Source organism: Achromobacter sp. (assembly GCF_057314935.1).
The window spans coordinates 1-7,075 of sequence record NZ_DBHKZA010000150.1; the positions used below are offsets into that span (position 1 = coordinate 1).

Consider the following 7,075-nt stretch of genomic DNA (forward strand, 5'->3'; position numbering starts at 1 on the left):
GTGGTGCTTGCCTTGCGGCCTGCATGAACACTTAAGCAAAGTCCGTGCCAGCGGATCGCTAACGATCGGGGAAGGAGGAAATCGAGGACGTTTTCATAGGAGGCGCCGGCGGGAGGGCCGGTGCTGGGCGCCAGCATTGCCTTAGCCCGATGCGCGGCCATGCTTCAAGCCGGTGCACAGTGGTGTGCACGCCGCACCGGTTTGGCGCGATGCCTGCCGCGCTGACTTGCGTGACGGGTCAGCCGCGCAGCGCCGCCTCGATCCCGCTGATGTCGATCTTGTCCATGGTCATCATGGCTTCGAACGCGCGCTTGGCGGCGGCCGGGTCCGGGTCGATGATGGCGGCGGATAGGATGCGGGGGGTGATCTGCCACGACAGTCCCCACTTGTCCTGGCACCAGCCGCAGACGTTTGCACTGCCGCCGTTTTCGATGATCGCGGTCCACAGGCGGTCGGTCTCTTCCTGGTCGTCGGTGGCGACCTGGAACGAAAAGGCCTGGTTGTGCTGGATGCCGGGGCCGCCGTTCAGGCCCAGGCAGGGTATGCCCATCACCGTGAATTCGACAGTCAGGATATCGCCTTGCTTGCCCGCCGGATAATCGCCGGGCGCACGATGGACCGCCTTGACGGCGCTGTCCGGAAACGTCTTGGCGTAGAACGTCGCGGCCTCGAGCGCATCGCCGTCGTACCAGAGGCAAATCGTATTTTTACTGAGCATCGTGTGTCTCCTGAGGTTGAAATGCTGCTGGCCGGCTCGTCCGTTCGGCAGACACGCTTAGGACTTGCCGCCGTCAGCCCGCCAGCACTTGCTCCAACTTCGCCTTCAACGACGTGGCCGCTTGGGGCGCCCGTGCCAGGCCCGACTGTGCGAAGGCGCGCACGGTCGGCTTCGCCCAGGTGCAGGGCAATACGCGCCATGTTCAGCGTCTTGGCGGGATGAATCTGGTCGGGGTCCGTCAAGAATGGGACATTATTGAACTTCCGCCGCGCCCGGGTCGTGCGCAAAATCGTGATATTTGAAACGGGAATAGACGCGGCAGCGCCGTCAGGCGAACGCCGCCTGCACGGCGTCGAAGGCGGCGGCCACCAGCGGGTCGTCCCGGCGCGCGGTCTGGGTGACGAAAGACAGCTCTGCCTGGATGGCCAGCCCTTTCACCAGCAGCAGCCCGTTGGCCTGGGACTCCCGCAACGCGATGGAATCCCGCGCCAGCGACAAGCCCACACCCGACCGCACCAGGTCCAGCATGGACGCTTCCTGGTCCACTTCGGCCACCGCGTTAGGCGTCAGCCCCAGCGAATCGAACTTGTCCGTCAGCAGGCGGTGGTGCACGGAATCAGGCGGGGTCCAGATCCACGGCAACGCCGCAATTTCGGCCCAGCTGCGCCCGGTCACCTGCGCGCCCCAGCCTTTGGGGGCCACTACGTAATACGCGAACGACGCCAGCGGCAGCGCTTGCAGGCCCGGCTGTGCGGCGGCAGGCGCGTGCGGCCCCAGGCAAAAGCCCACGTCCAGGTCCCCGGCGCGCACTTGCCGGCCGACCGACCCCGACATGCCATGGCGCAGGGTGGGGCGGATTTTCGGGTAATGCTCAACCAGGTATTGCAGGGTGGCGCCCAGCCGCAGGAATTCCGGGTCCAGAATGGTGCCGATGCGCAATTCGCCTTGCACGGTATCGCGCAGGGCGCCGATGGCCCGCTGGAAGTCGTCCAGCGCATCCAGCACGCGTTGCGCTGACGGCAGCAACGCTCGTCCGTCCGCGTTCGGCGCCAGACCTTGCGCGGTGCGCGAGAACAGGGTCAGGTCCAGGGATTCCTGGAAGTTCTTCAGTTGCAGGCTGAGCGCGGGCTGGGTCAGATGCAGGTGCTCGGCCGCGCGCGTCAGATTGCCTTCGCGCGCCACGGCGGCAAAGGTCCGGATGTGCTTGAGGTCCATGGCGATGTCCGGGGTGGGATGTGCATTATTAAAGATGCTTATAAAGCGTTTTTCAACATTTCATTGGACAGTTCCGGGCCGCTGCGCCAGAGTCACGCCAGATGCCCGACGCGCGTCCAGACGCCGCAGCCGGGTCGGCTCACCGTGGCGGCAGCCCCAAAAGCGCCGCCACCCAGATAAGAAGAGCTTATGGAGACATACGACATCATCATCGTGGGCGCGGGGTCGGCCGGCTGCGTGCTGGCCAATCGCCTGAGCCAGGACCCGGGCACCCGGGTGCTGCTGCTGGAGGCCGGCGGGCGCGACAACTACCACTGGATCCACATCCCGGTGGGGTACCTGTATTGCATCGGCAACCCGCGCACGGACTGGATGTACCGCACGGTCAAGGAGCCGGGGCTGGGTGGCCGTTCGCTGATCTATCCTCGGGGCCGGGTGCTGGGCGGATGCTCGTCCATCAACGGCATGATCTACATGCGTGGCCAGCGCGAAGACTACGACGACTGGGCCGCGCTATCGGGCGACCCGGCCTGGGGCTGGGATCAGGTGCTGCCGGTCTTCAAGCGCAGCGAGGACTATCACCGTGGCGCCGACGAATTCCACGGCGCCGGGGGCGAATGGCGCGTCGAGTCCCAACGCTTGCGCTGGGACATCCTGGAAGCCTTTGCCAGCGCGGCTGAGCAAGAAGGCATTCCGCGCGTGCAGGACTTCAACCGGGGCGACAACTTCGGCAGCGGCTACTTCGAAGTGAACCAGCGGCGGGGCTGGCGGTGGAACACGTCCAAAGCGTTTCTGCGCCCGGTGGTCAAACGCCCGAACCTGCATGTGATGACGGGCGCGCAGGCCGAGCAACTGGTGTTCGAGGGCAAGCGCTGCGTCGGCGTGCAATTGCGGCGCGGCGGCCAAAGCCTGACCGTGCGCGCGACACGCGAAGTGGTAATGGCGGCGGGGGCGGTGAACACGCCTCATCTGCTGGAGCTGTCGGGCATCGGAGAACCCGCCCGGCTGCGTGAAAGCGGCATCGCGCTGCGCCATGCCTTGCCAGGGGTGGGTGAAAACCTGCAAGACCACCTGCAGTTGCGGGTCATCATCAAGGTCAACGGCGTGAAGACGCTGAACCGGATTGCCTCGTCGTGGCTGGGAAAGACGGGCATCGGCCTGGAGTATCTGATCAAACGCAGCGGGCCGATGAGCATGGCGCCGTCCCAACTGGGGGCGTTCGCCAAGTCCGACCCCGGGCAGTCGCGCGCCAACGTGGAATTCCACGTGCAGCCGCTGTCGTTGGGGGCTTTCGGCGAACCGCTGCACGACTTCGACGCCTTCACGGCCAGCGTGTGCAATCTGCGGCCGACGTCGCGCGGCAGCGTCCATGCGCAAGGGCCGGCCGGCACGCCAGACGCTGCGACGCCCGTCATCGCCGCCAACTACCTCAGCACGGAAGCGGATATCCGGGTGGCGGCCGATTCGATCCGGCTGGTGCGCCGCATTACGGCGGCCCCGGCCTTGCAGCGCTATCAGCCGCAGGAATGGCTGCCCGGGCCGGCTTACCAGACAGACGCGCAATTGCGCGAAGCGGCCGGCAAGATTGGCACCACCATCTTCCATCCGGTAGGCACCTGCGCAATGGGCAAGGACGCCGACAGCGGCGCGGTGGTCGACGCGCGGCTGCGGGTCTTCGGACTGGAGGGCCTGCGCATCGCCGACGCGTCGGTCATGCCGCTGATCACGTCGGGCAACACCAATTCGCCGACCATCATGATCGCGGAGCGGGCGGCAGACATGATCCGCGAAGACGCGGGCAGGGGATGAGGGGACGGTTTAATAAGGCACAAGAAGAACGGGAACCGCGAGGTTCCCGTTTTTCTTGGTGTGGTCAGGCGTTCAACGCAAAGAACGGTAAGTGTCTTTCCGCTGCGGATGCGTCAGCATCACCTGCCAGAGCTGGCCTTCACGCGAACGGAAGAAGCCGGCGCAACACATCAGATAGTATTTCCACATGCGGTAGAAGCGCGTGCCGTAGCGTTCCTGCAGCGTGGGCCACGCGCGTTCGAACCGGTCCCACCACGCCATCAGCGTGCGGTCGTAATCGGCGCCGAAGTTGTGCCAGTCTTCGATGATGAAGCGGTGTTCGACGGCGCTGGCGATCTCGCGCGCAGACGGCAGCTTGCCGTTGGGGAACACGTAGCGGTCGATCCAGGGGTCGGTGCTCTGGCTGGTGGCAGCGATGCCGATGGTGTGCAGCAGAAAGATCCCGTCGGGCGCCATCAGGCGCTGCACGTTGCTGAAGTAGGTATCGTAGTTCTTCGGCCCCACATGCTCGAACATGCCGACCGACACTACCTTGTCGAAACTGCCTTGCAGGTCGCGGTAGTCTTGCAGCAGCAGTTGTACGGGCAGGCCCTTAACGCGCTCCTGCGCCAGCGCCAGCTGCTCTTTCGACACCGTCACGCCCGTGACCGTGACGCCATAGTTTTCGGCGGCGAACTTGGCCAGCCCGCCCCATCCGCAACCGATGTCCAGCAGCGTTTCGCCCGGCTTCAACTGCAGCTTGCGGCAGATCATGTCCAGCTTGGCCAGTTGAGCCTCTTCCAGCGTCTGGGCGTTTTCCCAGTAGGCGCAGGAATAGATCATGCGGCTGTCCAGCATCGCCTCGAACACGTCGTTGCCGGCATCGTAGTGCTGTTCGCCAACTTCAAATGCGCGGTTCTTGGACTGCAGGTTGAACAGCTTGTGCCGCAGGTGTTCGGCGATCAGCTTGATGCGGGCGACGCCCAGCGCGGCCGACCCCATGTCCGCGCGCAGCAGGCGGGTGAAGAGCTCGTCCAACTGCTCGCAATCCCACTCGCCATCCATATAGGACTCGCCCAGCCCCAGCGACCAGCTGGCGAAGACGCGCTCGTACATGTGCTTGTCATGCACCTGGATGTCCCAGGGGCGGGGGCCGTTGATCAGGACGTCGGCCCGGGACAGCACGTCCTGGAGCACTTTGGGCGGTTCGGGGGGAGGGGGGCTGACCGCGGGAGGGGGGGAATGATCGGTGGTCAGCGGAGAGACGGGACTGCTTTGCTGCATACGGACTCCATATCAATTTTGGGATGACTGATCTGGCAATGCCTGAAGCTCATTACTCTCGCCCTAACGGGCAGGCAACTCCAATTTAATGATTGGATCGGCGCGATAGGAAACGGCAATTTCCTACCGTGCTGCGGGTGCGCCTAAGAGGATGGGCTTGATCGTAGCGATGCGCGGGCCGGGTGTCCAGCACGGGCAGCGAGGGGCGGCGCGGCGGCCACATCCCCGTGCCGTTCATGTGATTGTTCGACTGGCGCGATTACACTAGTCCGCCTTAGTGCGCCGCCGTTTCAGGCTTGCGCCGACCCGTGGAGTGTTTTGATGGTGGACGCCAGCCTGCAACCCCGTTTGGAATTCGTCACCTGCGCCAGCCCGGCCGGTTTGCACCGGATGGCGTACTGGGAATGGGGCGACCCCGCCAACGACCAGGTGCTGCTCTGCGTGCACGGTCTGACCCGCAGCGGGCGCGATTTCGACGCCCTGGCGCGCCGGCTGGCCGGGCGCTACCGCGTGGTCTGCCCCGACGTGGTGGGCCGTGGCCGATCCGACTGGCTGGCCAATCCCGCTTTCTACACGGTGCCGCAGTACGTGTCCGACATGGTCACGCTGATCGCGCGCCTGCGTCCGGCCGGGCTGGCCTGGGTGGGTACGTCGATGGGCGGGCTGGTCGGCCTGGCGCTGTCGGGCGCCGCCGCGTTCGCCGGCGCCTTGCAGGCCATGCGTCCGCATGCGGGCATGCTGCCGCCCGGGCAAGGCATCCGCCTGGACAAGCTGGTGCTGAACGACGTGGGGCCGCGACTGGAAACCGGCGCCTTGTCGCGCATTGGCCAGTACGTGGGCGAACCCGGTGAATTCGCTTCGTTCGAGGAAGCCGTGGCCACCATGCGGGCTAATTCCCAGACCTTCGGGCCGCACACCGACGCGCAATGGGCAGACCTGGCCCAGTACCTGTACCCGGAATATGGCGGCAAATGGGTCAAGCACTACGATCTGGCCCTGGCCCAGGCGCTGGCGGCCCAGACTCCGGAAGAACTGGCCGCCGGGGAACAGATCCTGTGGCGGTCTTATGACGCGGTGTCCTGCCCGGTGCTGATCGTGCGCGGCGCGCTGTCCGACCTGCTGACGCCCGCCACCGTCGAAGAAATGCTCAAGCGCAACCCGCGCGCCCAGGCGTTGGAAGTGCCCGGGGTGGGGCATGCGCCCACGCTGATCGCCGACAGCCAGGTGGACCCGGTCGCGGCCTTCCTCCTGGCCTGATCGTCCGCTCTGCGATTATGGGGACAGCCCGGCGCTATCCAGGGTGCCGGGCCTTCTCTACAATAGCCCCATGACATCGCCCACCCTGAACATCGATCTGCATTGCCATTCCACCGTCTCGGACGGCGCGCTCGCGCCCCGCGATGTGGCGCAGCGCGCGCACGCCAACGGCGTGGACGTCTGGGCACTGACCGATCATGACGAAGTGGGTGGCCTGGCCGAAGCTGCCAGCGCGGCCAAGGACCTGGGCATGCGCTTTGCCACCGGTGTCGAGATTTCCGTGACGTGGGCCGGCCTGACGGTGCACATCGTGGGCCTGCGCTTCGACCCGGAAAACACTGCCTTGGTCGAAGGTTTGCGCAAGACCCGTTCGGGCCGCGCCGAACGCGCCAAGCGCATCGGCGAACGCCTGGCGGACATGGGCATGCCCGGCGCCTACGAAGGCGCGCTGCCGTTCGCCGGCAATCCCGAACTGATCAGCCGCACGCACTTTGCCCGGTATCTCGTCGAAGCCGGCTACTGCCCCGACGTGCAAACCGTTTTCACCAAGCACCTGGGCGACGACCGGCCCGGCCACGTGCCCATGCAGTGGGCCACCCTGGCCGAAGCGGTGGGCTGGATCCGCGGCGCGGGCGGCATCGCCGTCATCGCGCATCCGGGCCGCTATAAATACACCCCGCTGCAATTCGCCGCGCTGTTCGACGAATTCCTGCAACTGGGGGGGCTGGGCATCGAGGTCAACACCGGTAGCCATACCGCCGAAGAAGCCCGCCAATACGCCGAGGTCGCGCGCCGCTATGGGTTCCTGGCCTC

At 65.8% G+C, this 7,075-nt stretch carries 6 protein-coding genes; 3 read left to right on the forward strand and 3 right to left on the reverse strand.

Going from position 1 to position 7,075, the window contains the following annotated elements; translation table 11 throughout:
- Positions 1-238 precede the first annotated feature (238 nt).
- Together ACO6D5_RS29070 and ACO6D5_RS29075 are read right to left on the reverse strand one after the other, a co-directional pair.
- The gene (locus tag ACO6D5_RS29070) at positions 239-718 is read right to left on the reverse strand and encodes a VOC family protein (protein ID WP_485827314.1); all 480 of its coding nucleotides are present in this window, start codon (positions 716-718) and stop codon (positions 239-241) included.
- 327 nt (positions 719-1,045) lie between these two features.
- Positions 1,046-1,933 carry a LysR family transcriptional regulator gene (locus ACO6D5_RS29075; protein WP_485827315.1) on the reverse strand — a complete coding sequence of 296 codons (888 nt, stop codon included), beginning with the start codon at positions 1,931-1,933 and terminating at the stop codon, positions 1,046-1,048.
- Positions 1,934-2,122: 189 nt separating this feature from the next.
- Between ACO6D5_RS29075 and ACO6D5_RS29080 the strand changes: the two genes are divergently transcribed.
- On the forward strand, positions 2,123-3,742 hold the full coding sequence (locus ACO6D5_RS29080) for a GMC family oxidoreductase (RefSeq protein WP_485827316.1): 1,620 nt from the start codon (positions 2,123-2,125) through the stop codon (positions 3,740-3,742).
- A 72-nt stretch (positions 3,743-3,814) separates the two neighbouring features.
- On the opposite strand, the gene cfa is transcribed toward ACO6D5_RS29080, so the two are convergent.
- Positions 3,815-5,005 carry a cyclopropane fatty acyl phospholipid synthase gene (gene cfa / locus ACO6D5_RS29085; protein WP_006225225.1) on the reverse strand — a complete coding sequence of 397 codons (1,191 nt, stop codon included), beginning with the start codon at positions 5,003-5,005 and terminating at the stop codon, positions 3,815-3,817.
- Positions 5,006-5,326: 321 nt separating this feature from the next.
- Here cfa and ACO6D5_RS29090 point away from each other — a divergent pair, with 321 nt between their 5' ends.
- Together ACO6D5_RS29090 and ACO6D5_RS29095 are read left to right on the forward strand one after the other, a co-directional pair.
- Positions 5,327-6,262, forward strand: a complete 936-nt coding sequence (locus ACO6D5_RS29090; protein ID WP_485827317.1) for an alpha/beta fold hydrolase — start codon at positions 5,327-5,329, stop codon at positions 6,260-6,262.
- Between the two features lie 70 nt (positions 6,263-6,332).
- On the forward strand, positions 6,333-7,075 hold a 743-nt coding region (locus tag ACO6D5_RS29095; RefSeq protein WP_485827318.1), incomplete at its 3' end, for a PHP domain-containing protein.

What these genes read in the sequence shown, in the direction of transcription:
- ACO6D5_RS29090 (WP_485827317.1), top strand. Translation starts at nt 5,327, where the DNA reads ATGGTGGACGCCAGCCTGCAACCCCGTTTGGAATTCGTCACCTGCGCC.
- ACO6D5_RS29070 (WP_485827314.1), bottom strand. Translation starts at nt 718, where the DNA reads ATGCTCAGTAAAAATACGATTTGCCTCTGGTACGACGGCGATGCGCTC.
- ACO6D5_RS29075 (WP_485827315.1), bottom strand. Translation starts at nt 1,933, where the DNA reads ATGGACCTCAAGCACATCCGGACCTTTGCCGCCGTGGCGCGCGAAGGC.
- cfa (WP_006225225.1), bottom strand. Translation starts at nt 5,005, where the DNA reads ATGCAGCAAAGCAGTCCCGTCTCTCCGCTGACCACCGATCATTCCCCC.
- ACO6D5_RS29080 (WP_485827316.1), top strand. Translation starts at nt 2,123, where the DNA reads ATGGAGACATACGACATCATCATCGTGGGCGCGGGGTCGGCCGGCTGC.